23 protein-coding genes and 1 pseudogene are annotated in these 24,131 nt (G+C 70.0%); 11 read left to right on the top strand and 13 right to left on the bottom strand.

The features are described 5' to 3' along the window. Window positions 1-32: 32 nt before the first annotated feature. Entirely contained in the window at window positions 33-713 is a 681-nt protein-coding gene (locus tag ABFS34_08215) for a TetR/AcrR family transcriptional regulator (protein MEN8375417.1), read from the bottom strand. Window positions 714-865: 152 nt separating this feature from the next. Here ABFS34_08215 and ABFS34_08210 point away from each other — a divergent pair, with 152 nt between their 5' ends. The 4 genes from ABFS34_08210 to ABFS34_08195 all read left to right on the top strand — a co-directional run bounded on the left by ABFS34_08210 (window position 866) and on the right by ABFS34_08195 (window position 5,958). After that, the gene (locus ABFS34_08210; GenBank protein ID MEN8375416.1) at window positions 866-1,117 is read left to right on the top strand and encodes a GlsB/YeaQ/YmgE family stress response membrane protein; all 252 of its coding nucleotides are present in this window, start codon (window positions 866-868) and stop codon (window positions 1,115-1,117) included. Between the two features lie 311 nt (window positions 1,118-1,428). Then, window positions 1,429-3,714, top strand: a complete 2,286-nt coding sequence (locus ABFS34_08205; GenBank protein ID MEN8375415.1) for a putative Ig domain-containing protein — start codon at window positions 1,429-1,431, stop codon at window positions 3,712-3,714. After that, window positions 3,711-4,145: a hypothetical protein gene (locus tag ABFS34_08200; GenBank protein ID MEN8375414.1), complete on the top strand. Its 435-nt coding sequence runs from the start codon at window positions 3,711-3,713 to the stop codon at window positions 4,143-4,145. The genes ABFS34_08205 and ABFS34_08200 overlap by 4 nt, the downstream gene beginning before the upstream one ends. A 112-nt stretch (window positions 4,146-4,257) precedes the next feature. Next, window positions 4,258-5,958, top strand: a complete 1,701-nt coding sequence (locus tag ABFS34_08195) for a hypothetical protein (protein ID MEN8375413.1) — start codon at window positions 4,258-4,260, stop codon at window positions 5,956-5,958. A gap of 83 nt (window positions 5,959-6,041) precedes the next feature. Here the strand turns inward: ABFS34_08195 and ABFS34_08190 are convergent, their stop codons facing one another. The 7 genes and pseudogenes from ABFS34_08190 to ABFS34_08160 form a co-directional block, all read right to left on the bottom strand. Beyond that, the gene (locus ABFS34_08190) at window positions 6,042-6,494 is read right to left on the bottom strand and encodes a histidine kinase dimerization/phospho-acceptor domain-containing protein (GenBank protein ID MEN8375412.1); all 453 of its coding nucleotides are present in this window, start codon (window positions 6,492-6,494) and stop codon (window positions 6,042-6,044) included. 70 nt (window positions 6,495-6,564) lie between these two features. Then, window positions 6,565-6,930, bottom strand: a pseudogene (locus ABFS34_08185) (response regulator). A 318-nt stretch (window positions 6,931-7,248) separates the two neighbouring features. Beyond that, complete coding sequence (locus ABFS34_08180) at window positions 7,249-7,740, bottom strand: hypothetical protein (protein ID MEN8375411.1); 492 nt, start codon at window positions 7,738-7,740, stop codon at window positions 7,249-7,251. 68 nt (window positions 7,741-7,808) lie between these two features. Beyond that, entirely contained in the window at window positions 7,809-8,150 is a 342-nt protein-coding gene (locus ABFS34_08175; protein MEN8375410.1) for a metalloregulator ArsR/SmtB family transcription factor, read from the bottom strand. Between the two features lie 10 nt (window positions 8,151-8,160). Then, the gene (locus ABFS34_08170) at window positions 8,161-8,655 is read right to left on the bottom strand and encodes a DUF6691 family protein (GenBank protein MEN8375409.1); all 495 of its coding nucleotides are present in this window, start codon (window positions 8,653-8,655) and stop codon (window positions 8,161-8,163) included. After that, window positions 8,652-9,224, bottom strand: coding sequence for a YeeE/YedE thiosulfate transporter family protein (locus ABFS34_08165; GenBank protein ID MEN8375408.1), 573 nt, complete (start codon window positions 9,222-9,224; stop codon window positions 8,652-8,654). Before ABFS34_08165 ends, ABFS34_08170 begins: the two co-directional genes overlap by 4 nt. Window position 9,225: 1 nt before the next feature. Beyond that, complete coding sequence (locus ABFS34_08160) at window positions 9,226-10,710, bottom strand: rhodanese-like domain-containing protein (protein MEN8375407.1); 1,485 nt, start codon at window positions 10,708-10,710, stop codon at window positions 9,226-9,228. Between the two features lie 174 nt (window positions 10,711-10,884). Here ABFS34_08160 and ABFS34_08155 point away from each other — a divergent pair, with 174 nt between their 5' ends. The 3 genes from ABFS34_08155 to ABFS34_08145 all read left to right on the top strand — a co-directional run bounded on the left by ABFS34_08155 (window position 10,885) and on the right by ABFS34_08145 (window position 15,844). Next, complete coding sequence (locus tag ABFS34_08155) at window positions 10,885-12,846, top strand: histidine kinase (protein ID MEN8375406.1); 1,962 nt, start codon at window positions 10,885-10,887, stop codon at window positions 12,844-12,846. Next, window positions 12,830-13,612, top strand: coding sequence for a response regulator (locus ABFS34_08150; GenBank protein ID MEN8375405.1), 783 nt, complete (start codon window positions 12,830-12,832; stop codon window positions 13,610-13,612). Before ABFS34_08155 ends, ABFS34_08150 begins: the two co-directional genes overlap by 17 nt. Before the next feature lie 189 nt (window positions 13,613-13,801). Next, the gene (locus ABFS34_08145) at window positions 13,802-15,844 is read left to right on the top strand and encodes an FG-GAP-like repeat-containing protein (protein ID MEN8375404.1); all 2,043 of its coding nucleotides are present in this window, start codon (window positions 13,802-13,804) and stop codon (window positions 15,842-15,844) included. A gap of 106 nt (window positions 15,845-15,950) precedes the next feature. On the opposite strand, the gene ABFS34_08140 is transcribed toward ABFS34_08145, so the two are convergent. Continuing rightward, entirely contained in the window at window positions 15,951-16,472 is a 522-nt protein-coding gene (locus tag ABFS34_08140; protein MEN8375403.1) for a hypothetical protein, read from the bottom strand. Between the two features lie 248 nt (window positions 16,473-16,720). Then, the gene (locus ABFS34_08135; protein MEN8375402.1) at window positions 16,721-17,335 is read right to left on the bottom strand and encodes a TetR/AcrR family transcriptional regulator; all 615 of its coding nucleotides are present in this window, start codon (window positions 17,333-17,335) and stop codon (window positions 16,721-16,723) included. A gap of 112 nt (window positions 17,336-17,447) precedes the next feature. Here ABFS34_08135 and ABFS34_08130 point away from each other — a divergent pair, with 112 nt between their 5' ends. From ABFS34_08130 to ABFS34_08115, 4 genes are all read left to right on the top strand, one after another. Beyond that, window positions 17,448-17,936, top strand: a complete 489-nt coding sequence (locus tag ABFS34_08130) for an SRPBCC family protein (protein ID MEN8375401.1) — start codon at window positions 17,448-17,450, stop codon at window positions 17,934-17,936. Next, window positions 17,936-18,340: a DUF427 domain-containing protein gene (locus tag ABFS34_08125; protein MEN8375400.1), complete on the top strand. Its 405-nt coding sequence runs from the start codon at window positions 17,936-17,938 to the stop codon at window positions 18,338-18,340. The genes ABFS34_08130 and ABFS34_08125 overlap by 1 nt, the downstream gene beginning before the upstream one ends. Window positions 18,341-18,354: 14 nt before the next feature. Continuing rightward, a complete protein-coding gene (locus ABFS34_08120; protein ID MEN8375399.1) occupies window positions 18,355-19,302 on the top strand; it encodes an NmrA/HSCARG family protein in 948 nt (315 codons plus the stop codon). 203 nt (window positions 19,303-19,505) lie between these two features. Continuing rightward, window positions 19,506-20,948 carry a hypothetical protein gene (locus ABFS34_08115; GenBank protein ID MEN8375398.1) on the top strand — a complete coding sequence of 481 codons (1,443 nt, stop codon included), beginning with the start codon at window positions 19,506-19,508 and terminating at the stop codon, window positions 20,946-20,948. Between the two features lie 33 nt (window positions 20,949-20,981). Here the strand turns inward: ABFS34_08115 and ABFS34_08110 are convergent, their stop codons facing one another. From ABFS34_08110 to ABFS34_08100, 3 genes are all read right to left on the bottom strand, one after another. Continuing rightward, window positions 20,982-21,632 (bottom strand): methyltransferase, encoded by a 651-nt coding sequence (locus ABFS34_08110; protein MEN8375397.1) that lies wholly within the window; start codon window positions 21,630-21,632, stop codon window positions 20,982-20,984. Then, window positions 21,629-22,954 (bottom strand): aminotransferase class V-fold PLP-dependent enzyme, encoded by a 1,326-nt coding sequence (locus ABFS34_08105; GenBank protein ID MEN8375396.1) that lies wholly within the window; start codon window positions 22,952-22,954, stop codon window positions 21,629-21,631. The genes ABFS34_08110 and ABFS34_08105 overlap by 4 nt, the downstream gene beginning before the upstream one ends. A 31-nt stretch (window positions 22,955-22,985) precedes the next feature. Next, window positions 22,986-24,131: MFS transporter (locus tag ABFS34_08100; protein ID MEN8375395.1), on the bottom strand; the 1,146-nt coding region annotated here is incomplete at its 5' end.

Raw genomic sequence — 24,131 nt, 5'->3', positions numbered from 1 at the left:
TCACAAAAAAAGCGACGCCTTCCCGCGGGGCGTCAGCCCGTCTCGAGCGGTCGCATGCCCTCCAGGTACCGCACGAACTCCTGCAGAGTGGCTCCGGCGATGGCCCGGCTCCGGTGACTCTTGGTCGTCCCCGCCAGGCCTTCGATCCCCGCGACGATGAACGCGGCGGCACCCGCCGGGTCAACGTCTCCTCGTACGTTCCCCGCCTTCTGCCCGCGCTCCAGCGCGGCGGCGATGCTGTCCCGCCACCCGCTGTAGAGCCTCTCCACGTGCGCGCGCAGCTCGTCGTCGGTCGCCGCCATCTCCTGCGTGATGTTGTTGAGAGGACAGCCCCAGGCGATGTCCTCGTCGGTGAGGCTGCCCGCCGTACCCACGATGCCGGCGCGGAGCTCGCTGATGGGATCCTCGCTGCGAGCCAGGGCCGCCAGCCAGCGCTCCTCTATCATGCCGGCGATCGCCTCGTCGATCACCGCGTGAAGGAGTTCCGCCTTGCTACCGAAGTGATGGTAGAGCGCGCCCTTGGTGACACCCGTGTCGGCCAGGATGCGATCCAGCGACGCCCCCTCGAAGCCGCGCTCCCGGATTTCGCGGAACGCGCACTCGATCAGACGCGCCCGCGTCCGCTCGGGGTCCCTGCTCCGTTGCTCGGTCGCAACCGCGCTCGCTCCCATGTTCATACCGACCAGTATGTATGCAAGTCGACGTTCCGTCAAGGGCGATGTCTCTGCGACGATCCGAGGGACCCCCCGGCCGCGGATGCGGATGGGGCCCCTCCCCCGCTAGGTTTCGTCCGTGACCCGGGCCGACCGCACACTCGGTCCGCTCTCCCCGGGGCGCTCGAGCCCCGCACAAACAGGAGGAACCAATGGGCATTCTCGGCTGGGCGGTGTTCGGCCTGATCGCTGGCGTCATTGCCAAGGCCATCATGCCGGGGAAGGACCCCGGCGGCTGGTTCATCACGATCCTGATCGGGATTGGCGGCGCAATGGTGGGAGGGTTGGTCGGCAGCCTGCTGGGGTTCGGCGGCGTCAGCGGCTTCAACCTCGGCTCGATGGCCATCGCCGTGCTCGGCGCCATCATCCTGCTGGGCCTCTACCGCATGACCAAACGCGGCTAGCCCCTCGGGCCGGCCGGGTACCGAAGAGGCCGCTCCGCCGCTCGGCGGAGCGGCCTCGGTTCGGCGAAACCCTTGCTCCCGAACCCGGGTTGTAGAAAGGTGTGGGCGGGCCTCGTGTTTGGACCCTCTCCCGCTGACCCGATTCCCTTGGCCAACGCCAGGCGCGGGCGCTCCTATGAGCGCCGGGCGCGGACGCGGGCGCAGTAGCGCCGATTTGGCCGAGCACGCCCCCGGATAGCGTCCGGGACTTCTTCGACCGAGGTGAGGGAGAGCCGTCGCACGTGGTTACCTCGCGAGCTCCGCGCGGCCGATTGGCCGCTTCCGCCGTATTGCTGCTGTTCGCCGCGCTCGCCCCCGGGCTCGCGGTGGCGCAGGAGTCGCGGTCGGGTTGGCTGCACACGGTCTGGGGCGACTCGGTCGACCTCCGGTCCGGCCGGCCCCCCGTCCATCTCCTGACTGAGGACTCGGGCACGTCGTGGCGGCTGGACGTTGCGGGCGCGATCGTCGCCGCGGGCCTCCGCGCACTGAACGGGCGCCGCGTTTCCGTTCTCGGCGACGCCCGCGCCGGAGCCGGAGCGGTCTTGGACGTCACCGCCATCGCGCCCCTGGGAGGGGGCACCGGCACGTCCGCCCTGGCCGCCGCGCCGCCGCAGAACGGCGCCAAGCCGTACGTGACGATCCTGTGCATGTTCGCGGACTCCACCACCACGCCCCACCCCAAGGCCTACTACGACGGCCTGATGACCGGGTCCGCATTTCCCGGAATGGACCACTACTGGCGCGAGTTGTCCGAAGACCGCGTGAACATGGGAGGCAGCCGGGTCGTGGGCTGGTATCCTCTTCCGGAGCCGATTGCCGGATACTTCCCGGGCGGCCTCGATGCCAACCCCGACTGGTCCAAGATGGTGAACGACTGCACGGGGGTGGCCGACGACGACGTGTTCTTCCCGGACTTCTTCGGGGTCAACCTGCAGTTCAACATGTTCATGAACTTCTCCTGGGGCGGCACGTCGGTTATCAGCCGGGACGGCGAAACCCGGTCCTCCCCCATGACGTGGATGGCCTCCTGGGCCGGCCCGTTCGTGTACGCGCACGAGATCGGACACTCCTTCGGCCTGCCGCACTCCTCCGGACCCTACGCGGCCGTCTACGACTCCCGCTGGGACGTGATGAGCGGGGGGCGGCAACTCGTCGACGGTGAGTGGGTGGGCGTCCACACCATCGGCTACCACAAGGACCTGCTGGGCTGGGTCGGGGCGGCGCGGAAGGTGGTGCCGGCGGCAGGTACCGAGAGCGCGGTGACTCTGGAACGGCTCGCGTCGCCCGCCACCGGGTCGGCGCTCCTGATCGAGGTCCCCGTCGACTCCCGCGTCTTCTACACCGTCGAAGCGCGGCGCTTCACCGGCTACGACGACCTGCTCCCCGGAGAGGGCGTCGTGCTCCACGAGGTGGACGACTTCCGGGCCTCGGACGCCCTGGTCGTGGACCCCGATGGAGACGGTGACCCCAACGACGACGGCGCCATGTGGCTGCCGGGTGAGACCTTCACCGACCCTGACGCCGGGTTCTCGTTGAGCGTCGACTCGGCCACCGCCACCGGGTTCGTCGTGCGCGTCCGGCGCGGCTTCGAGCTGCTGGTGGACCTGACGGGAGAAGGCGGCGTGTCCAGCTCCACCGGGGGCATGACGTGCGACCCGACTCGGTGCCGCGAGCTGATCGCGGAGAAGGATCTTCAGGTCACCCTCCAGGCCATCCCGGCGACCGGGTTTCGGCTGGACCGCTGGACCGGGCCCTGCGTCGGAAGCGGCGACTGCCAGGTGGCGATCAGCCGGGACGTAGCCGTGGGCGCGGTCTTCGTCTCCGACGCGCTGGCCATTCTCGGCGACAGCGCGCGGCCGGCGGCCGCCGTGGCCACGCCGTACGCGGACCAACTCGTGGCCTCGGGCGGCGACGCGCCCTACGTATGGCGGCTCGCGGGCGGGGCGCTGCCGGACGGCCTCGTGCTGGATAGCCTGACCGGCGCCGTCTCCGGCACTCCGACCCAAGCCGGCGACTTCGCGTTCGCCGTGGACGTCGTGGCCGGGCAGGCGACGGCGAGCAAGGGCTTCGGCATGAGCGTCTTCGAGGCGCTCGCGATCGCGCACGACTCCGAGCGCGCCGGCGCGGTGATGGGAGCGGCCTACGCGGACACGTTGACGGCGCTGGGCGGGGGCACCGGCCCGGCGAGCTTCGAGCTGGCCAGCGGGACGCTGCCGGCCGGCCTCTCCCTGGACGCCGGCGGCGCGATAACCGGGGTGCCCGCCCAAGCGGGGACCTTCGAGTTCCGGGTCCGCGTCAGGCGCGGCGGCTTCGAGGCGATCGGCGCGTTGAGCCTCGGCGTGACCAAGCCGATTCTGAGCGCAGACGCGGTCATTGCGCGGCTCATCGGCGGGTCGGGGCTCTCGGTGGACGAGGACCGCTTCCTGGACCTCAACGGCAACGGGAACGGCGCGGTCGACCTGGGCGACGTGCACAAGTGGCTCGTGGATACGGGCGTGGCCTCCAGTCCCGCGGCGGCACGCTTGCTCGCCTCGGTGGAGCGGGAGGAAGACCGATGAGCGCGCCGCGGCTGGGCCCCCGCGGCCCGCGACGTCTGGCGTCCACGTCGCTCGTGACGCTCGCGCTGGGGCTCGCCGCCTGCGGCGACTCCGGCCCCGCCGCTCCCCCTGGCCCGCAGGCCGGTCAGCTGTCCGTTGTGCTGTCGGCACCCACGGGCGCCCCCTCCGCGCTGCTGCTGCGGATCTCCGGGCCGGGCCCGATGACGGCGGTTACGCCGGGCGGACCCGACCAGACCGCGTTCGCCCAGGGAGAGGGCGAGGCCGTCATCACCGCCGCCGTCTTCGGCACCCTGCCGGACGGAGTGGCCGTGCTCCGCTTTCGGGTGCCGGACGTGGCGCGTGCGGACGGCTACCTGGCGACCCTTCTGCAGGCGTCGGACGCGGCATACGCGCCGCTGAGCGCGTCGGCCTACGCGGTGAGCGTGGAGTAATCGGGGAGTCTTCCGAGCCGTAAACGGCGGGCGGCGCGGCGGCATCCAAGCGGAGTCACCGACCCGGGTATTCCCGATCGGCCCGCCGGCGGGTGGGCCCCAGGAGAGGCCGATGCTTCGCCAACGCGCCGTCCGCTATCTGTTCGTGCTGTTACCGTCATTCCTGTCTCCGGGGCTCGGTGCGCAGGAAGCCCAGCGCCCCCACGGGCCGCCGGACCTGTCACCGGCCGAGTGGAGGGTGGACCTGCGTGCCCTGGCCGACGGCCTGATCGAGACCCACCTGAACGCCTTCCACAGCATCGACCGAGCCGAGTTCGACGCCGCCGTCGAGCGACTGGACGCGCGCGTCCCGGACCTGTCGACCGATCAGATGGTCGTTGAGTTCGCCCGCCTCGTGGCGATGATAGGCGACGGCCACACGCGGCTGTGGCTGACGCCCAACGACGAGAACGGCTTTCGGCAGGTGCCGATCCTCCTGTACTGGCTGGAGGGCGAGTTGCGGGTGTTGGGGATCGACGAGCGCTTCAACGAGGTGCTGGGCGGGCGCGTGATCGGCATCGGCGACCGCTCCGCCGTGGAGGCCGGCGACCTCGTCTTCCCGCTCACGCCCCGCGACAACCCCATCGGAGGTCGCGCCATCGGCCCGCGCTATCTGGCCATCCCGGAGATCCTCCAGGCGGTGGGGATAACCGAGTCCGCCGACCGCGTCACCTACCGCATCGAGACCCTGTCCGGCGAGACCGTCACGCTGACGCTCGACGCGGTACCGGACGCGGCCGCCGGCAATCTTTCCAACCGCCCTTATTTCGTGCCGAGGCCCACGGATTCGATTCGCATCGCGATGGCGCACGAGGCGGCTGGCACTCCGCCGCTTTGGCTGCGTGATCCGGGCGCGCGCTTCTGGAGGGAGTATCTGCCCGAATCCGGGACGCTCTACGTCCAGCTCAACGGCATCGGCGACGCCGAGGACGAAACCTTGGCGGAGTTCTTCGGCCGCGTCTACGCCGAAGCCGACAGCCTGCGACCGCGCCGGTTCGTGCTCGACCTCCGGCACAACGGAGGCGGCAACAACATGCTCAACATGCCCATCGTGCAGGGGCTCATCCGGCGCCCTTGGCTGGACCGGCCGGAGCGCGCGTTCGTGATCATCGGCCGGCACACGTTCTCGGCCGCCTCGCACCTCGTCACGCACCTCGAGCGGTTCACCAACGCCACCCTGGTGGGGGAGCCGATGAGCGCGAGCCCCAACCATTTCGGTGACAACCGACCGGTGCGGCTGCCGCATAGCGGTCTCGAGGCCCGCGCATCGTCGATCTACTGGCAGAACAGCCTGCCGGAGCCGTTCGAGACCCGCGACAGGACCTCCCCGGACCTGGGCGCCGAGCCCACGCTGGCGACGTACCTGGAAAACCGCGATCCGGCGTTGGAGGTGATCCTGGCTGCCGAAACCTTCATGCCCATCGACGAGACGATGCGGGTCGCATACGCGGAGGCAGGCGTCGACGGCGCGCTCGCCGCCTACCGGGCCTACCGGGCGGACCCGCGCTTCCGGTTCCAGAACTCCGAGACGGCGATCAACTCGCTCGGCTACGACCTGCTCGGGGACGGCGACGCTGAAGCCGCCGTGGCGGTCTTCCGGCTGAACGCGGAGGCGTATCCCGAATCGGCCAACTCCTTCGACAGTCTGGGCGACGGATTGCAGGCCGTGGGGGACAGGGACGGAGCGATAGCCGCCTATCGGCGCGCCCTCGAGATCGACCCTGATTTCGATGTGTCCAGGCGCAATCTGGAGGCGCTGGGGGCGGCTCCCTAGTGTACCGTTGCAGAAGTCCGGTAGGCATTCGGCTCGCGCTGCATCCCGCGCCTAGGTGCACACGGGACTTCCGCGCCGGCACACTAGTCGGGGAATGCCGCGATGCGCCCTATCAGGCCGTTCACCTGGTGGGCCGCCTCCAGCAAACGCTCCAGATCGGGTTCCAGGTCGCGCAGATCCCCCTCGACACAGCCGTCCTCCCGGAGCAGCTCCGCGTAGCCGATGAGCGCGTTCACGGGGTTCCGCAGCTCGTGGCGGATATGCGAGCCGAGGGCCACCGGATCCTCGGCTGCGGTGGCGAAGGCACCCGCGGGATCGAGGAAGGACGCGGCCATCGTGCGCAGCTCGGCGCCCGCCCGATGCATTCTGGCCAGAATCTCCGCGGCGTCCTCGAGACGGCCGCCGCGCGCGTCCTCGAGGAGCACTTGGCTGACCCCGGTGACGGCGTCGATCGAAGTGAGCAACTCCTGCCGCAGCCCGGCGAGTGGGGCGCCGCGGATATGCTGGGGACCGGGCGAACTCTCGTCAGTCGACATGACGCTCCGCGCCGCCGTCCGAGCCCGTGGCGATGTCTTCCCCGGCGTCTTTCTCGGGGTCCGTGACGCGACCGCTCTCCAGCAACGCCTCGATCTTCAGGAGTAGCCGCGAAAACTCGACCGGCTTGGTGTCGAAGTCATCGCAGCCGGCGTCGAGGGCCTTCTGGCGGTCCGCGGACATGGCGTGAGCCGTGAGCGCTATCACGGGCGTCCCCCACGTGCGTGCGTCCGAGCGAATCTCGCGCGTTGCCGACCAGCCGTCGAGGATGGGCAGGCTCATGTCCATCAGCACCAGGTCCGGCGCCTCCGCCAGCACCTTGTCCACCGCCGCTCGTCCGTCCGGCGCGACCGAGACGTCATAGCCTCGACGCGTCAGCCGGCGCGACAGCATGTCGCGATTGAGCTCGTTGTCCTCTACCAGAAGAATCTTCGGCATCGACGCGGCTACACGGAGTCGGTCGACGCTCGGGGGGACGCGGCGTCGACGGCGAAACCCAAGATACCGGCGCTGCCGCGACTGGCAAACGACCGAGCGGGGGACGCCTCCCCGCCCGCTCGAGGGGCCTCCTAGTGTACCGTTGCAGAAGTCCCGTAGGCATTCGGCTCGCGCTGCATCCCGCGGATGTCGGCACCCCGTGCACGGGAACGATAGCGGTCCGGCGAAGACGCGGGTGCGCGCCATGGGACGAGGGCTTGAGCGAGGGGACCGCAGGCTGCGCGCGCGAGACCATGCGCGCCGCCTGCGGGCGACGAGTCAGTCGGATTCTGGCTCCGGCAGAGTCACCTCGACCCACTGGGCGCCTTCCGCCGAGGCGGCGCCCAGGGCCAGCCCGATCAAGCCTCCTGCGGCCCCCATCGCGACGGAGATGGCGAAACCACCGCTGGTTGAATCGTCGTCGAACGAATGGATCGCCAGGCCGGTCGCTATCCCCAGGACGCTTCCCGCCGCCCCGGCGATCTTCATGGTGCGAGGCCGCTGACTCTCCCGGACGCGCAACTCCATCCGATCCACCGCCGACCTGGGAATCACCGCGGGTGGCCCGAGCTCGGTCAAGCTGATGTGAACGCTGTCCGCTCTGAAGCCATGGTAGATCCCCACCAGAGCGAAGCCGGAGGTCCAGATTCGTATGGGGGCACCCCGCCGAACCACGATGGAGGTCTGCTGCGCGTGGGCCCCGGTGGGGACCACGGTCGGGGCGGCAGCAGCGCACAGAACGAGCAGAAGAAGTCGGCGGGTGCGACTCATGGAGTCTACCGGGAGCAGGTGGGTCATCGCAGGCGGGAGCCTACCGTGACCTCGACTCCCGCCCGGTGTCAAGCTCCTTCCAGCAACTCGGCGAGCGACTCCTGCTCACGTTGCAGGCGGCCACACATGAGGTCGCACAGCCGCAGCACGTCCTCGTCCACGAGCCAGTAGCGCACGAAGGAACCGTCCCTGCGTCGCCCCACGAAGCCGGCGCCGTGCAGGACCTGCAGGTGCTTCGACACGTTGGCTTGGCCCAGCCCAGTGGCGTCCACGAGCTCACCGACGGTGCGTTCCCCCTCCAGAAGCGAGGACAGGATCGCCAGGCGCGCGGGCTCGGCCAGAGCCTTGAAGCGGTCGGCGACGAGGGACATCACCTCGGACGTCATGGGAGCGGCGGATTTCACGATCACCTTTCGCCTATCAGTGCGGCAGGCGGGGCCGCAGGGCCCCGTAGGTCCATGCGCCGAGGACCGCGGCCAGGAGGGCGACGACGATCCCGCCGGCCCCCGTGCCGACGAGCGCGAACATCGGCCCCGGGCACGCGCCCACCAACGCCCATCCGACGCCGAAGGTGATACCCCCGGCCGCGTAGCGAACGCCGCGTCCCAGCGACTTCGGAGGCACAATGATGGGCTCGCCGGTCGCCGATGTCGGCGCGAATCTCTTGACCAGCGTTACCGAGATCCCCGCGACCAGGAGCGCGGTGCCGATGACGCCGTACATGTGGAATCCCTGGAATCGGAACATCTCCTGAATTCGAAACCAGGAAACCACCTCCGACTTCGTCAGTGCGACGCCGAAGTAGACGCCCAGCAGGAGATAGACCCCGAACTGCGCGAGCGTCGTAGGTGCCGAGGCGCGAGTGATCGGCGCGCCAGACGGCCGCACGACCCCGCTCACGGGCGAGGCGCTCACTGCCCGAGGCCGATCACAAGGGGGAGCACCAGGAAGGTCGTCGCGAGCCCACCGGCGAAGAACCCCAGTACCGCTATCAGCGACGGCAGCTGCCGATCGGCGAGCCCCATGATCGCGTGTCCCGACGTACAGCCCCCCGCATACGCGGAACCGAAGCCGACGAGGAAGCCGCCGCCCACCACGGTGATGAATCCGCGCGGGGTTGCGAGCGCGGCCACCGAGATGAGGTCGTCGGGCAGCAGCCCCCCGAAGTCCCTCACCCCCAGCGCGAGCAGGTCGGCCCGGGTCGCGGCCGAGATCGCGACCTCGTCCGGCCCGGCCAGCAGGACCGCCGCGACCACTCCACCCGCCAGGATGCCGGCGGCGAACGCCAGGTTCCAGCCGCCGATCCTGCGCCAGTCATAGCGAAAGAACGCGATCCTGCCCGGAGCCGCGATGGCGCACAGCGTTCTGAGATTGGCCGACACGCCGAACATCTTGTTGCCGACCAGCAGGAGGGCGGGTACGACGAGCCCGATGAGGGGGCCGGCCACCCACCAGGGCCACGGCTCTCGTAGCGCGGCCAGCACGTCAGGCGCTCTCCGCGACGAGCGCCGGAGCGCCGCGCTCCACCTCGCGTCCCGAGCCGGCCCAGTCCGACCAATCCCCGCCCACGTAGCGAACGTCCCGCCCCAGCAGCGCCAGGTAGGACGAGGCAGCCGCGGACCGAGCTCCGCTCTGGCAATACACCAGCAGGGTGCCATCTGTCGGGACGCGCTCATCCAGGTACGCCGGCAGGCGGGTGTACGACGCGTTGACCGCTCCGGGGACGTGGCCCTCCTCGAACTCGGACGCGAAGCGCACGTCGAGCACGGCGGTGCCCGGGGCGTCACGCAGGACCGCTACTTCTTCGAAGGTGATGGTCGGGATGCTCGCGCTCTCGCCCCCACCGTCGAAGTACGCCCCGAGCGTCTCCGGCGTAGCGAACGCCGGCACGTTGTCGTAGCCGATGCGCACCAGGTCGCGCACTGCCTCCTCCACGCGGGATTCGTCCACGACGAGCAGCAGCGGCGCTCTCTCATCCACGACCAGGGAGCCGATGACGGTATTGAACGCCGTGTTCAGCGGCGCGTACAGAGACCCGGGAACGTGCCGGTCCATGAACGCCGCACGGTCCGAGCGGGTGTCCACCACCAGCGCCCCTCCCTCCCGCAAGGCGGCCCCGAGCTCGTCCGCGCTCAGCCCTCTAGGTCTGGGAAGGGGCCCGAGGATCGGCACGCCGTCGCGGTTGTCCCGCTTCATCCGAGCGAAGTACAGTTGCGGCTCGGGCTGACCGGCGAGGATGGCCGCGACGAAATGGTCCTTGCCTGCGCCGGCGTCGGCGAGCGCGGCGTTGTAGAGCTTTTCGTAGCCGACGGTGCTCATGGGGACCGCGCCGAGCCCCTTGCCGCACGCCGAGCCCGCGCCGTGTCCGGGCCATACCTGCAGGTGGTCGGCCAACTCGTTGAACAGCGGGAGCGAGCCGAACAACTCTCGCGCCGCGTCTTCCTGTACGCCCTCGATGCCGGCGGCCTGCTCCAGCAGATCCGGGCGCCCCAGGCTTCCCACGAACACGAAGTCCCCGGTCGCGACACCGATCGGGGTCGAGGCGCCGCCGCCGTGATCGACCACCACGAAACTCATGTGCTCCGGCGTGTGCCCGGGCGTATGCAGCGCGCGGATCTCGATGTTGCCGACGCGGAAGGTGTCTTCGTGCCTCAGGAAGGTGACCTTGTACGGCGTTCCGTCCGCGCGCGCGCCGCGCGCCCAGTTGGAGCGCCAGTCCTCACCGCCTTCGTCCGACAAATAGAGACGCACGTCGTGCTGCTCCGCGAACTCGCGCGCGCCCGACAGGAAGTCGGCGTGAATGTGCGTCTCGGCGACGGCGGTAATGCGCACGCCCTCGGCCGTCGCGGCGCGTACGTACTGGTCGATGTCCCGCTCGGGATCGATCAGCAGGGCCTCGCCGGTGGCCTGGCAGCCGATCAGATAGGCGTACTGGGCAAGCTTGGGGTCGTGGTATTGCCTGAGGATCATCGTTCCGGTCTCCGGCCGATGTTGAGGTTTTCGCTCCAAGATACAGCTATACAGTTGATTGGTTGACCGGGCAAGGTTGTGGTGGCTGTCGTAGTCTGAGACCGGAGCGCGGTTGATCGAACGGCCGCTCTCCCGGAATCTTGTCCGGACCCCATGCGCCGACGAGGAGGTGGCTTGACCACGGACGCGCCCGCAGCGGCGGTTTACGAGACGGACCAGAGGCCGGCCCACGCGATCGACGTGCGGGCGGCCGCGGCCACGCTCGCCATCCTGTGGCTGGGCCTGGGCGTGTTGGATGTCGCCACCCGGGGCATCCTGACGTCGGCGGCGGGGAACACGCGCCCCTTGCTCTTCTACGTTGGAGAGGGGGTCGAGTGGCTCCCCTGGGCCGCGCTCTCCGTCCCCGCGGCGGCGTTCGCGCGCTGGGCGCGGCCGGACAAGCACGGCTGGGGGCGCACGCTGGCGCTGCAGCTGGGCGCGGGTCTCGCGTTCGCTTTCCTGCAAGGACTGGCCGCGACCGCGGCGCTCGAGGCCATCGGGATCGGCAGGCTGGCCTTCGGACCACAGTACGTGGCGCACCTGAACGCCCACTTCGTGCGCTGGTTCGGCACGTATCTCGCCGGCGTGGGGGCGGTGTATTTTCTCGCCTTCCACAAAGATTGGCGGCGCGAGGCGCACGCCGCGCAGGAAGCGGAGCAGCGCGCGGCGGAGCTCGAGGCGGAAGCAGCCAGGGGTCGGTTCGACGCCCTGCGACGTCGCCTCGACCCCGATCGGGTTCAGGCGAGCCTGTTGGCCATCCGCGCCGACGCTCTCGCCGGCCGCGGCGTCGCGGCAGAGGGGCGCATCGCCGCGCTGGGTGAGGAACTCCGGCGGAGTCTCGGGTCGGTGCCAGACGGCGCTGGTCAGCACGGGGCACAGGAACGCCACCCGGTCGACGGAAGGCTGAGCCGAGCCCTCACGGCCGGTCCACCCTCCGCGCCGGCGGCGGCGGCGACCGGCCCTGGCCGCAGCGAGCGGGCGGGCGCGCGCGCGGCGCTCCTGGCCGGCCTTCCGGTGCTGCTGTTCTGGTCGATCTACATACCGGTGGACCTGGCCAAGGACGCGGTGTTTCTGAGATCGACCGGCGCGCCCGTGACGTTGGCGGCGTTCCGCGACCCGCTCGGCTGGTGGTTCTGCTGGCTCCTCCTCACCCCGGCGATCATCCTCGTCGGCCGCGGGCTCCGCCCCGAGCGGCTGGGCTGGCGGCGCGCCGTTCCCGCGCACCTGGCCATCGGCGTCCTCTTCGTGCTCGCGCAGGCCTCCCTGGCGGTGACCTGGTTTCGCGCCGCGCCGGGGGTTCAGGTGGGCTTCAGCCAGCTCCTCCTCACCCACCTCACCGCCTTCGGCCTGGCCAGCTACGGGGTCTACCTGGGCGCCGCGGGCGCCTACTACGCGGGGCGGTACTACCGCGACTGGCGCGAGCGCCGAGGGGCCGCGAGGGCCGCGCGCCTGCGCGTGGCCCGGCTGGAGTCGTTGCTGGCGCAGGCCCGCACCGAAGCGCTGCGCCGCGACCTTCATCCGCACTTTCTCTACAACGCCCTGCAGTCGGCGGCCGGTCTCGTGCGCGAGGGGGCGCCGGAGCGCGCGGCCGACATGATCGGAGCCCTGGATGAGCTGCTGGCGGCCTCCCTCCGCCGGGACGATGAACCCAAGGTGACGCTGGCCGACGAGCTCGCGCTGTTGGACCGTTACCTCGCCATCGAGACGGTTCGCTTCGAGGATCGGCTGCGGGTGCGCCGGGACGTGGAGCAGGGGCTGGAGGGGTCCCTCGTGCCTACGCTGCTGCTGCAGCCGCTGGTGGAGAACGCGGTGCGCCACGGAGTGGCGATGCAGGTAGACCCGGTGACGGTACGCATAACCGCCCGCGCCGTGGGCGGGCGCCTGCAACTGACCGTGGAGGACGACGGGCCCGGGCCGCCCGACGACCCGGCATCGTCGAACGGGATCGGCTTGGCCAATACGCGGGCTCGGCTACGCCACCTGTACGGAACGGAAGCCCGCGTGGAGTTGGCGCGCGGCGAGACCTCCGGCGCGGTGGCCCGAGTCGAATTACCGCTGGACCGACGGGAGGGAGACCTCGATGCGGTCGCGTCCTGAGGAGGCGTCGGGTCGCATGCGAGTGCTCATCGTCGACGACGAGCCCCACGCCCGCGCGTATATCCGCTCGGTGCTCGAGGCCATCGGCGACGTGGACGTCGTCGCGGAATGCGGCGGCGGCGCCGAGGCCGTCGCGGCGATCGAGGCGCAGCGCCCCGACGCGGCCTTTCTCGACATCGCCATGCCGGAGATCGACGGCTTCGACGTGATCGAGATGGTCGGCCCGGACCGCATGCCTCCGGTGGTGTTCATCACCGCTCACGACGAGGGCGCGGTGCGTGCCTTCGAGCTCGCGGCGGTGGATTACCTGCTCAAGCCCATCGACGAGGAACGCCTGGTTCAGGCGGTCGAGCGGCTGCGCCTCAAGCTGGCCTCCCAATCTCCGGCGGACGTGGCGAGCGCCCTGCGCGCCGCCCTGGCCGCACGCGGCGGGTCTTCCTTCGCGCGGCGCATCATGGTCCGGACCGAGCACGGCATGGCTTTCGTGCACGCCGATGACGTCGACTGGCTGGAAGCGGACGGCAAGCACGTCATCGTGCACGTCGGGGAGGTCTCGCACCGCGTGCGCTCCAGCCTTGCCGCCATCGCGGAGCGGCTCGATCCGGCTCGCTTCGCGCGCGTGCACCGCTCTGCGGTAGTCAATCTGGAGCGCGTGCGCGAGGTCCAGCCGTGGTACGGCGGTGACTTCGTGGCGATCCTTGCGACCGGCGCCCAGGTCCGGGTGAGCCGAAACTTCCGCGACAACATCCTGCGCACCACGTCCTGAGGGCCGGCGCGCAGGGAGCTCACCCGGCCCGGCAGCCGCCGCCTGGCCCTCGGCCCGTCCGACGCGGCTCGCACCCCTCTGTCGCGGCCTGCACCACCTCTGCACGGCTCAGGCCGTCGCGTCATCGGGGCGGCGGCCTCCGTTCGTTTCACTGTGGCGCACGTACGAACACCTCTGGCCGGAGGCAACATGGGCCGCACACGCGAAGTGGGGTCGGGAGCGCGAGTACTGTCCCTGGCGTTGGCGCTGGCCGCGCCCTCAGGCTGCGGCGGAGATGCCGGGCCCGGACCTACCCCCATGCCGGACCCGGAAGCCGACCTCTCCGTGACCGCCTCCGCCCCGTCCACGGTGGCGGTGGGCGCCACGATCAACGTCTCCATCCAGGTTGGAAACGCGGGTCCGACGGCCGCCAGCGATGTCGCGCTGGTGGCGACGTTGCCCGCCGGGGCGTCGTTCGTCAGCGCCTCCGACGGCGGCAGCGCGAGTGGGAGTCAGGTGTCCTGGTCGATCGGGACGATCGGGGACGGGCAGACCGCCTCCCGCACCCTGACTCTGACGGCCGATGCCGCCGGAGCGCGCACGGTCACGGCCAGCGCGACCGCCTCCACGCCGGATCCAGATCCTTCGAATAACGGCGGCGGCGCGGCCGCCTCGGCGACGTTCACCGTCGTCGTACAAGCCGACGTGCGGGTGTCGGTCGCGGGACCGGGCGCGCTGCTGCCTGGTGATGACGCCACCTGGACGGTGACCGTCGCCAACGACGGGCCGTCCGCCGCGGCCGATGTCGACGTGACTCTGGCCTTCAACGCCGCGCCCGGCGGGATCACCCCCTCGGACGGGGGCGCTCAGAACGGGAGTACGGTATCCTGGCCGGCCGTGGCGACGATCGGGGCGGGCGCCTCGATCACGCGCACCGTGACGGCACCGACGCCCCCCGTCGGGCCGGTGGACGCCACGGGAGCGGCGACCGCTTCGACCAACGACCCCACGTCGAGCAACAACGACGGTTCCGCGGCGGCGGCCCGCGGACGGTTGATCGTGGGCTTCGCGTCGGCTCTCACCATCACCGGCGAGGCGGCCGGAGACCAGTTCGGGTGGGTCATGGACGTGGTCGGGGACCTCGACAACGACGGCGCGAACGAGTTCGTCATCAGTTCGCCGACCAACGACGCGGGTGGCAACAACGCAGGGCGGGCCTACGTGTACAGCGCGGCCACCGGCCAGCTGATCTACACCTTCACGGGCACACAGCCTGGAGCGCAGTTCGGGCACATGGTGGACGGAGCCGGCGACGTGAACAACGACGGCGTGCCGGACATCGTGGTCGGCGCCCCGTTCTCGGCCAACGGCAGGGCGGTGATCTTCTCGGGCGCGGACGGATCGGTGCTGTACAGCATCGACGGAGAGAACGCCGGCGACGGCTTCGGCACCGCCGTGGGCCGGCTGGGCGACGTCAACGGCGACGGGCACGACGACGTGCTGATCACCGCCACGGGCCACGACGGCGGCCTGGCCAACTCGGGACGCGTCTACGTCGTCTCCGGAATCGACGGCAGCGTCCTCGTGACCAAGAACTCCGCCGCCTCGAACTCGGGCTTCGGTACCTCGGTGGGCGGCGTGGGCGATCTCACCGCCGATGGCGTGCCGGACTTCGGCGTGGGTGCGCAGAACGCTCCCGGCAATGGGCGCATATACGTGCTCAACGGAGCCACCGGGGACACCGTGTTCTTCTCGGTCGCCGCCGACGGAAGCGGCGGGTCCCTGGGCCAGTTCTGGCTGAACCCCGTACCCGACATCAACGACGACGGCCTGCCCGAGATCTTCGCCGTCGACATTAGCGATAACCAGGGCGGTTCGCTGGCCGGCAAGGCGTACGTGATCTCGGGCGCCGACGGCTCCAAGCTGCTGCGCCTTGTGGGCGAGGCCGCAGGGGACCAATTCGGCATCGGCCGGGGCATCGCCGACGTGACGGGCGACGGCAAGGGCGACCTGTTCCTCGTCGGCTGGCTCAACGACGAAGGCGCCCCCAACGCCGGCAAGGGCTACGTCTACTCCGGGGCGGACGGATCGGTGGTGCGCACCTTCACGAGCACCGTTGCAGGCGAGAACCTGGGTTTCGACGCCATCGGACTGGGCGATGTGACGGGCGACGGGATCTACGACTACCTGATTTCAGGCGGCATTTCACCCAGCACTCCAGGTCACGTGCACGTGGTGGCCGGGTTGCCGTAGGCCGCCCGACGAGCGGACGTCGGCGTTTCCGAGGGGCCCCCTCCGCGGCGACGCCGACCCGGCGGAGGGTGCGCTAGGCGTGCCCTCCGTCGGCCCCCTTACGTCCCTACGGCAGGTACTCGTGGGGGATCGAGCCCGCGCCGTTCTCTTCGTCCCACGCGATGGAGGCGATCCACCAACGGCCGTCAATGCGCACGAGATTGAACGAGTTGATGCCGCGGCCCAGGATCCTTTCGTCCTCCCAGAAATGCTTCTGGTAGGTGCTCATCGCCTGGGCGATGTCGCCGTAGGTGTCCAGGTCGATGTGGACCTGTTCCTCGGCGAAACCCCGGTCCCCGTCGCCCCCGTCCGGCTGGCCTATCCAGTCGATGAAGCCCTGGACGGTGAGCACGCGCGAGGTCCCTCCGGTCTGCTCCGTATTGGGAACGAGCACGGCAGACGGAAGGTGGAGCGACCGAAACCTCTCCCAGTCGTATTTCTCTCCCGGCGGCCGGGCCAACGATGCGTACGCGGCGAGAATCGCCGCCTCGGGCGTGGCCACGTCCTCGGGCCGCGGATACTCCTGCGCGTCCAGAGGGGCCGCCAGCGCGGCGAGCGCGGCAAGAGTCAGCACGGTTCGTGTTGCCATCTCCATCTCCGATCGGATGCGGTGCGTCCGCCGGACGGACTCGCGGCCCTCCGACGTTGTGGGAGAATGTGACAACCGAGCGAGGGATCGGGTTGCGCCCTCGCCTCACGACCCGGGCCAGGCGAGCCACGGCGGGGCGCAGCTCGTTCTCGCCCGCGGACCCGAAACCCGGCGCTCCGGCCGCGCCTCCAGCGAACCGCTTTATTTACCGTTTGTTCGTGAACAAGGACCACCGCGGCAGGCAGTCCTCAGGCCTGTAGCAGGCGCATCGCGAGGTCCACGTACTCCCGGCCTCGCTGCAGATCGAGCTCCCGCTTTCCCGTCACCACCAAGCCCGACACGAAGGTGTGCAGGAATCCCGCCAGCTCCGCCGGGGAACGGTCCGACTGGATGGATCCGTCCCGCTGGCCCCGCGCTATGGCGTCCGCCACGAGGGACTCGACGTGCGCGAAATGGCGCGCGAGAACGGCATCGACCACGGCGTCGTGCGGGGCCACCTCCACCACGGTGTTGACCGCGAAGCAGCCGCGCCTTGCGCAGTACGATTCGCACATGCTGAGCGACATCTCCAGCCACCGACGCACGCCCTCCACCGGGTCCGTTGCGTCGCCCAGCAAGGCCCTCAGCCGGTCCAGGCCAGCGTCCAGATAGGCGTTGAGCGCCGCCAGAAAAAGGGCGTGCTTGCCGCCGAACGCCTGGTAGAGACTTCCCTTGTGGAGTCCGGTTGCGGCCTCCAGGTCGGCCACTGTGGTCGCCTCGTAGCCGCGAGCCCAGAACGCCTCCAGCACTTGCCACAATACGGCGTCCGTGTCGAAGGATCTGGGGCGCCCGCGCGTCGCCCTGGTCGCTTGTTTTCCGTTCATCTTGCGCTCAAGCTACGGTATGATTACCGTCTGGTCAAGAAAGAGTCGGCGGTGTAGGCGGAGAGCTGCGCTGCCCGCGACGAGATTCAGAATATGGGCGGAGGATAACGATATGCACGAGGTCGTAGTTTCCCGGACCGTCAGCGTCACGGCTGATCGGGCCTGGGAAGCCTTGGACAACTTCGGTTCGGTGGCCGATTTCAACCCGGATGTGGCGATGTCGGCGATCACCAACGATGTAGCGCGCGGCAACGGCGCGGAGCGGGTCTGCAGCTTCTACTCCGGTGGCCAGGTGCGGGAGCGCGTGGTTCGGTACGTAGCGGGTGAGGAACTCGACGTGCAGATCGTCGACGCAGGCCCCTTCCCCCTCACCTTCGCCCTCGCCACCATGCGGGTGCGCCCCGCCGGGGAGGCTCGAGCCAATGTGGAGATGCGCTTGCGCTTCAAGCCCAAGTTCGGCGTGCTCGGCTGGCTCATGGGCAAACTCATGATGGAGGGGCAGTTCCGGAAGGCGCTCGGCGGGATGCTCAAGGGCCTCGAGGATCATGTCCAGACCGGTCGCCGCGTGGGACGTCGCGGCGTGCTCCTGGAGGCCGCCTAGTGGGCACGGGCCCCGGTCCCCATCACTACCACCAGATCGACGCGCCCGCGCGGCGGATCCGCGTCCTCCTGGAGGGGGAGGTGCTCGCGGACTCGACCAGGGCGCTGGCGCTCAAGGAGGTGGGGAGAGGGGTACACGACACAGTCTACTACTTCCCCAGCGAGGACGTCGACGCGGAGCGGTTGCACGGATCCGACACGCGCACGACCTGTCCGATCAAGGGGCAGGCTTCTTACTGGTCCATCGCGCACCGCGGCGAAGGGGGCACGGCGCTCCCGGACGCGGTCTGGAGCTACGAGAATCCGATCGAGTACTCCAAATCGATCGAGGGGATGCTCGCCTTCGATAGCCGCCGCGTCGCCATCGAAATCGGTCCCGAAACCGTCGCCATAGACAAACCCTGACAGGAGCTGACCGAATGTCGCAGATCATATCCGTAGTGGGAGCAACCGGAGCCCAGGGAGGGAGTCTCGCGCGGGCCATTCTGGACGATCCCGGGAGCGGCTTCAAGGTGCGCGCCCTGACGCGCAATCCGGAGTCCGACGCCGCACGGGCCCTGGCCGACCGCGGAGCCGAAGTCGTGCGCGCCGACCTGGACGACGCCCCGTCGCTGCGCGCCGCCTTCGAGGGGAGCCACGGAGCCTTCTGCGTGACCAACTTCTGGGAGCATTTTTCTCCGGAGAAGGAGGCGGCCCAGGCGCGCGCGCAGGCACAGGCGGCCGCCGACGCCAGCGTGGCGCACGTCATCTGGTCAACGCTCGATGACACGCGCGAGTTGGTCCCGTTGTCCGACGACCGCATGCCCACCCTGCTGGAGCGTTACAAGGTCCCGCACTTCGACGAGAAGGGTGCGGCCGACGCGGTGTTCCTGGAGCTGACTCCGGCCACGTGTCTGCAGACGGTCTTCTACTGGGACAACCTGATCCACTTCGGCCTGGGCCCGCAGCGAGAGGGCGGAACCGCCTACTTCAATCTGCCCATGGGCGAGGCGAAGCTGCCCGGCATCGCCGCCGAGGACATCGGCCGGTGCGCGTACGGCGTGTTCAAGCGCGGAGAGTCGCTGACCGGAAAGACCATCGGCATCGCCGGCGAGCACCTGACGGGAGCGCAGATGGCGGCGGCGCTGACCGACGCGCTGGGGGAGGAAGTCGTCTACCGGGCGATACCCTTCGACGTGTACCGCTCCTTCGACTTTCCGGGCGCCGAGGACATGGGCAACATGTTCCAGTTCAAGCACGACTTCGAGCCGCGGTACACGGCCTCACGCTCGATCGAGCTGGCCAGGGAGCTCAATCCGCGCCTGCAGACGTTTGCGGACTTTCTCGCGGCCAACGCGCACCGCATCCAGATCGGCGGGGAGAGCTAGAGCCTCACGAGCCGTTGGGGGCGTTCGCCGCGGCGAGCGCCTCCAGCCGGCGCCGCAGTTCGACCTCGTGGTAGAGCCTCTTATCCAGCGGGCCGGGGTCGCTTGATCTCCGGGCGATTGGCCGCCGCAGGGCCGTCCGGAGAACGTCGGACATCCAACGGGTGTACGCCGATCTCGTTCCCCGTGCAACCGAGGCCTTGTCAATGAGGATCAATCCCGCGCCCACCTTGCTCGCGTGCCTGCTCGCGCTCTGGGCGGCGTCCCCTCCCGCCGTGAGCGCGCAGCAGCTCATACCGTTCACGTGGAACGAAGACGCGCGCTGGCTGCGCGCCGAATTCGCCGAGCAGCACGCGAACGCGTTCCACGCCCGCACGAGGGCCGAATACGACGCGGCCTTCGATCGCCTGACGGAGTGGATTCCGAGGCTCGACCCCACGGGCGATCACGCGGTCGTGGTCGCGTTCGCGCGGACGGTGAACGCGGTGGGCGACGGACACTCCGGCATCCGCCTGTTCGCCGACACCGCGATCGCCTTTCGCGCGCTGCCCGTTCGGCTTGGCGCCTATCCCGGGGGCCTGTTCGTGGAGGCCGCCGCGCCCGAGCACGCCGACCTCGTGGGCGCCCGCGTGCGCGCCCTGGGGAACGTGCCGGCCGCCGCCGCGCTGGGCATGGTCGCGCCGCTCATCGCGCGCGACAACGACATGGACGTGCTGCGCTTCGGACCCGCGCTGCTGGTCATGCCGGAGGTACTGCACGCGCTGGGGGCGGTGTCGAACCCCGAGGCGGTGGACGTGGAGCTGGAGAGCGACGGCGAGCGCTGGACGGTCCGGCTCTCGCCCGGCCCGATTCCCTTCCTCCTGGAGGGACACAGCCTCCTGGATGTGCGCGGCGCGCGCGCGGGCTGGCCAGACGCGCTGGGCATGAATGCTCCGGAGGGCTCACCCGTTTCGCTGCTATTTCGCGACCCCGAGGCCGATTTCTGGGCGGAGTGGCTGGACGAGGAGCGAGCCATGTACGCACAGGTCAATAGGATCGGCGACTCCCCCGAGCAGACCTTCGAAGAGTTCTCCGAGCGGTTGGTCGCGCGCGCGGACTCGCTGGGGGCGGAGCGCCTGCTTCTGGACCTGCGCTGGAATCGCGGCGGCGACAACTACCTGATCCGGCCCCTGGTGCGGTCGATAGTCCAGTCGCGTTTCGACGAAGAGGGCCGGCTGTTCGTGCTGATCGGCCGCTACACCTTCTCCGCAGCGCAGAGCCTGGTGAACGAGCTCTCGCGGCTCTCCTCCCCGGTCTACGTGGGTGAGCCCACCGCGGCCGCGCCCAACGGGTACGGAGACAACCGCAAGCTCGTGCTGCCGAACAGCCACATCACGGTGCGCGCCTCCTACCTGTGGTGGCAGCAGCGAGACCCCCGCGACGAGCGGCGCTGCACGGCGCCTCACGTCCACGCGCCCATGACCTTCGAGGACTATCTGCAGGGCGCGGATCCCGGGCTGGAAGCGGCTCTCGCTTGGGCGGGCGAGGGGGACGCGGGTGACGGCGGGACCGGTGCGGATGATCCCGCGCTCGACGCCGAGGACCCCGCGGCCGCCTACCAGGCGCTGCTGTGCCGGGACGGGCCACCCCGGTTGGGCCGGATGTTCTGACGTCGCGCGACGCTGCTAGTGTGCCGTTGCACACTAGGAGTCGGCGGCCGCCCACAGCTCGCACGTCCAGAACAGCGTTCCGGCATCCGAGACCCGCCGAAAGCCCGCCGCCTCCAGCCGCTCGGTAATGCCTCCTTCGGCGTGCACGAAGGTGCGAAAAGGGTTGCCGCGAAAGCGGCGCCTGAGGTTCTCGAAGGCGGCGCCCGCGCGTACGTACCACCGATCGCGAGGGTAGGTGAGGGCGACCCAGCGGACTCCCGTCGCGAGCGTCGCGTCCAACAGCGCTCGGTAGTCCGGGTAGCAGCAGACGACTCGGTGCAGCGTGGCCAGGTCCGCGCAACCTACCTCATCCCGCGCCGCCACCACGTCCCCCGCGATGAACCGGTAGCGGTCCGCCGTGCCATCGCCGCGGGCTTGCTCACGGGCCACCGCAAGGTACGCGGTCGACTCATCGACCATCGTCACCGCGTCCACTCGCTCGCCCAGCAGCTCGCGCCCCAGCACGCCGACCCCCCCGCCGATGTCGAGCAAGGTCGCCCGTTCGATGGGCTGCTCGCCGATCAGGTCCAGAAGCGCGCGGCTCAATGGATCGACGCCGTTCTTCAGGTAGGCCTCGGCGTCCCGCTGCGCCATCTCCGACCCGAAATGGCGGTCGGCTACGTCGACGTGGCAGCAGGAAGTCATGCGTCCGGCAGGCCGTCCTCGGCGACCTTCTCGAGCGCCCCCGCGAAACGGTCGATCTCTTCCAAGGTGGTATAGACGTTCGGCGTCACGCGGATGCCGTTGAACTCGTCGTGTTTGATCGAGGTCACGAAGATGCGGTGGCGTTTCCACACGTGGTCGGCCAGCGCCGGGGTTTCCACGCCGTCGATCCCCACCGTCGAGATCGCGCAGCCCATCGCCGGATCCCGAGAGGTGTAGAGGCGCACCCCGGCCGTCCCTTCCACGCGCTCCATCCACCGGTCGCGCAGGAACCGCAGGCGAGCCGCCTTGCGCTCGCCGCCAATGGACTCGTGGAAGGTGAGCGCCTCGGCGATCGCGTTGTGGTTGGCGGCGGGATGCGTGCCGATCTCCTCGAACTTGCGGATGTCGCCGGCCTGCTCCTCGGTCGCCGCCATGAGCGGCCAGACGTCCGGAATTCGCTCCTTCTTGACGTGCAGGAAGCCGGTGCCGATGGGCGCGAGCAGCCACTTGTGCAGGCTCGTGCCGTAGAAGTCGCAGCCCAGGTCCGCGTGCGTGAAGGGGAAGTGGGCGTAAGCGTGCGCGCCGTCCACGATCGCCTCCAGCCCGTGGCGCTGCGCCAGCGCGACCAGGTCGCCGACCGGGAAGATCTGCCCGGTCAGGTTGGTGATGTGACAGAAGTGCAGGACTCGCGTGCGCGGCCCGATGGCCTCCTCGAAACGCCTCACCAGATCGTCCATGGAGGTGGCCGGCACCGGAAAGCTGATCTTCCTCACGGTGATCCCCTCGCGCCTGACGCGCTGGTCCCACGTCGTGAGCATCCTGCCGTAGTCCTGGTTGGTGGTCAGGACCTCATCGCCCGGCTCCAGGTCCAGCCCCAACTGGACGATCTCCAGCGCCTCCGAGGCGTTGCGCGTGATCGCGAGCTCTTCCGGATCCACCCCGAAGCTGCCCGCCAGCCGTTCGCGCACGCTCTCGATGGCCGGCTCCAGGATCTTCCACATCGTGTAGGCCGGCGCCTCGTTGGAGAATTCCAGGTAGCGTCGCAGCGCCTCCTGCACGACGCGCGGCGAGGGGCACACGCCGCCGTTGTTCAGGTTGACCATGCTCCGGTCGATGGCGAACGCGCGCTGGATCTCCGCCCAGTATTCCTCATCGCCCGCCACGTCCAGCGGCGATCGGCCCCGTACATGGCGATTCGCGTCGCCGAGCGTGCGCTCCCAGGCGTCGGTCAGGGAGGCCATGCCGGCGGCCGGTCGAGCCCACAGGGCGGCGGGCGCGGCGACGGCGAACGCGCGGGACAGGAAGCGGCGACGATCTAGCATGGGCGGCCTCGGCGTGGAGAGTGCGTTGCCATCAACCTAAGGCGCGGGAGGATCCGAGGCGCGCCCAGACGATCAGCCCCGACGCCGCCGTCAGGACGGCCGCCGCGCGGATCGCGCCCGCGTCGCCCACCAGCGCGGCGAACGCGCCGATGCCCAGCGCCCCCACCGCGTACCCGGCGTCCCGCCAGAACCTGTAAACGCCCAAAGCGGAGGCGCGCCAGGATGCCTCGGAGAGGTCTGAGACGGCGGCCAACAGGGTCGGATAGACGAGCGCGGTCCCGAGGCCGAGGACCACGGCCGCCGCGAGGAGCGGCCTGAAGGAACTCGCGCTGGCGACCGCGGCGATCGCAACCGCCTGCAGCAGCAACCCGCTCACGACGAGGCCCGGCCGTCCCACGCGGTCACCCAACGGTCCGGTGCCGAGCTGTGCGATCCCCCATACGCCGGGGTAGACGGCGGCGAGGATGCCGATCTCCCGCAGGCTCATGCCCACGGACGCGAAATAGACCGGAAACAGGGCCCAAGCGACGCCGTCGTTCAGGTTGTTCACGAGGCCGGCCTGGGAGCACGCCTGCAGCCGGCTGTCGCGCCAGGTGACCCGCCCGAACACGTCCGCGAGCCCCGCGCGCGGTTCGCCCTCGGACTCTCGCGTCCCCGCTGGTCTGGTCTCGCGCACGAACAGGACGCTGAGCGCCAGGCCTATCGCGGCGACCGCGATGCCCAGATAGAACGGCTCCGGACGGAGGCCCGCGCGGACGGCGATCTCGCCCGTGGCGTAGGCCATGACCGCAGCCGCGGTGTAACCGGCAAACTCGTTGAGTCCCGCCGCCAACCCGCGCCTTTCGGGACCCACCAGGTCGATCTTCATGACGACCGTCATCGACCACGCGAGCCCCTGGTTCACGCCCAGGAGCGCGTTGGCCGCCACGATCCAGCCCCAGGAAGGCGCCCAGATGATCAGGAAAGGCACGGGGAGCCCGGCGATCCAACCGAGCACGAGCACGAGGCGGCGGCCGAAGCGGTCGGCCAGGTGGCCCGCCGCCAGGTTCGTGGTCGCCTTCACCAGGCCGAAGGAAGCCACGAACGAGAGCACGGCCGCCGAGGAGGCGACGCCGAACTCCTCCCGTGCGAGCAGGGGCAGGACCGTCCGCTCGAGGCCCACCATCGCGCCCACGAA

This window comes from Gemmatimonadota bacterium (assembly GCA_039715185.1).
GTDB lineage: Bacteria > Gemmatimonadota > Gemmatimonadetes > Longimicrobiales > RSA9 > DATHRK01.
Note: the sequence above shows the minus strand (reverse complement) of the source record. Positions and strands in the feature narration are given on the sequence as shown.